Below are 1,985 nucleotides of genomic sequence, written 5' to 3' on the forward strand. Positions count from 1 at the left end.
TGTACCGCTTCGTGTACTTGCTTCCCACCTGGTGCTACTTCCTCTGGAACCTCGGGTCCCAGTCTCCAGGTGTCCACAATCAAGGGGAAGCTTCAATCACCACATACCCCGGAAAGATCGACACCCACCAGATCGGCGCGGGCTACGGCAACCACTTCTGGTTCACCCACACCCGCAGCGCCGAGTCCTACCCGCCGCCGGGTGACCGGATGAAGGTGACCGGTACCTGGAAGCTGGGCAAGGAGATCACCGACTACAGCGGGCAGGCCAAGGTCTATGCCTTCATCCCCGACCACGGGGCGCAGACCTCCAAGGCCGAGTACCGCATCAAGCACTCCGCCGGTGAGACGGTGAAGGCAATCGACCAGAGCTCCAACCAGTCCAACAAGTGGGTGGATCTCGGCGCGTACTTCTTCAACAGCATGACCCCCGAGGTCAGCCTGCACAACTTCAACGGCGGTGACGGGTCCGCGGACATCGCCTTCGACGCCATCGCGTTCGTACCCGGCGACTACTCCGGTATTCCCTCGGACCTGACCTTCGGCGACCCGGACATCACCGCTCCGGACCCGGCACCGGTGGAGCCGCCCCAGAGCATTTCGGGCGACTACTTCAGTGTGCTTCCTACCGTCTCCGGTCTCTCCGGCGCCGCGCGCTCCGCGACCGGGCAGGAGGGGATGCGCCTGTCGTCCGCGCCGGCGACGGACCTCAAGTTCGCCAAAGAATCAGTCGGTTCGGTGTCCACCACATCGGCTCTGAGCTGCTCCATCGGTACAAGGTCCTTGGACTACACCCGGACCGACGCGTGTCTCGGGGACGACCTGCAGTTCACGGGGACCACGACCGGCAAGCCGAAGGCGAGCTTCGACCTCCGGCACGAGTTCCAGCTCGACCCGGACAGTGACACCTTCACCCAGACCGTGTCGGTCAAGCTGACGTCGATCTCCATTCCCTCGCTGACCCTGGACATCGACTTCGGCTGCCGTGGCTACTGCGAGAAGCAGACTCCGGTGTGGAGCGGCTCAAAGACCTTCGTCGCGGGCGACCTCCACACGGCCACGGTCACTCAGAAGATCAAGTGGAACAACACCACCGCTTCCGAAGGCCGCATCAGCCCGTACCTGACGGTCAAGGGAACCGCGGGCGGTGACACCAGCAACCCGATGACGGCTGAGAAGTCGGAACTGGACGTCCGGTGCGACCGAGACGTGAAGGCCACTCCGGGCTGCGTCTTCAGCTCGTACAGGCCGACGTATGTCATGAACGAGAAGAAGTTTCCGGCGGCGGCCGCGCACGCCTGGCTGATCCAGAACAAGCTGCCCGGACACTACGGGCTGCGGGGCAATAACCCCCTGACCTTCCTGACCGAGGACGTCCTCGTGCCCGATCCTCCCACGAGCACGAAGAGCATCGTCAGCCACAACCGCGACGTGATCTGCCCGAAGGCTTGGGAGCGCAGCAAGCTGGCGACGATGTCGCCCGAACTCGGTACCGGTGACGTGCCCAGCTGCGACGAGTTCCCCTTCGCGGCCAGCTGGCAGAGCGCCGCGATAAAGAAGGACTGGGGTAGGCAGAATTTGAAGGAGGTGTCCTCGGGCGAGGAATGCCTGAACACGATCGCCATCCGCGGTACGGACGGCCGGTGGAGCCTCAAGCCCGACCCGCGCTCCCACGTGCCGACCTGGACCGAGCCGTGTGGACGATCCAGCATGTCGAACAACCAGAACACCCAGTCCATGAGCTACATGCCAGGCTGGCGCAAGCAGAACCGCGTCCTCGAAGGGGACAACTACTGGCTCGAGGCCAAGCGTCCTTCGTGACCGCTTGACCGGAACAAACAGCAGGGGCCCGGCCGCCATGGCCGGGCCGCTGTGGCGTGCAGACACCAGGCTAAGGGCTGTCCCGCAAGTCGGGGCTTCTTCCCAGGGACTGGGCCTCAGTTGATATCCCCGGGCCTGTGACCGCGTGCTGTGGCAGCCTGCCGT

1 pseudogene is annotated in these 1,985 nt (G+C 64.3%); it reads left to right on the forward strand.

From position 1 onward, the window contains the following. A pseudogene (locus ABZ154_RS34955) lies at positions 1 to 1,820 on the forward strand (hypothetical protein); the annotation flags it as partial. Between the last annotated feature and the right edge of the window lie 165 nt (positions 1,821 to 1,985).

The sequence above is a fragment of the Streptomyces sp. NPDC006261 genome, from assembly GCF_040613515.1.
GTDB lineage: Bacteria > Actinomycetota > Actinomycetes > Streptomycetales > Streptomycetaceae > Streptomyces.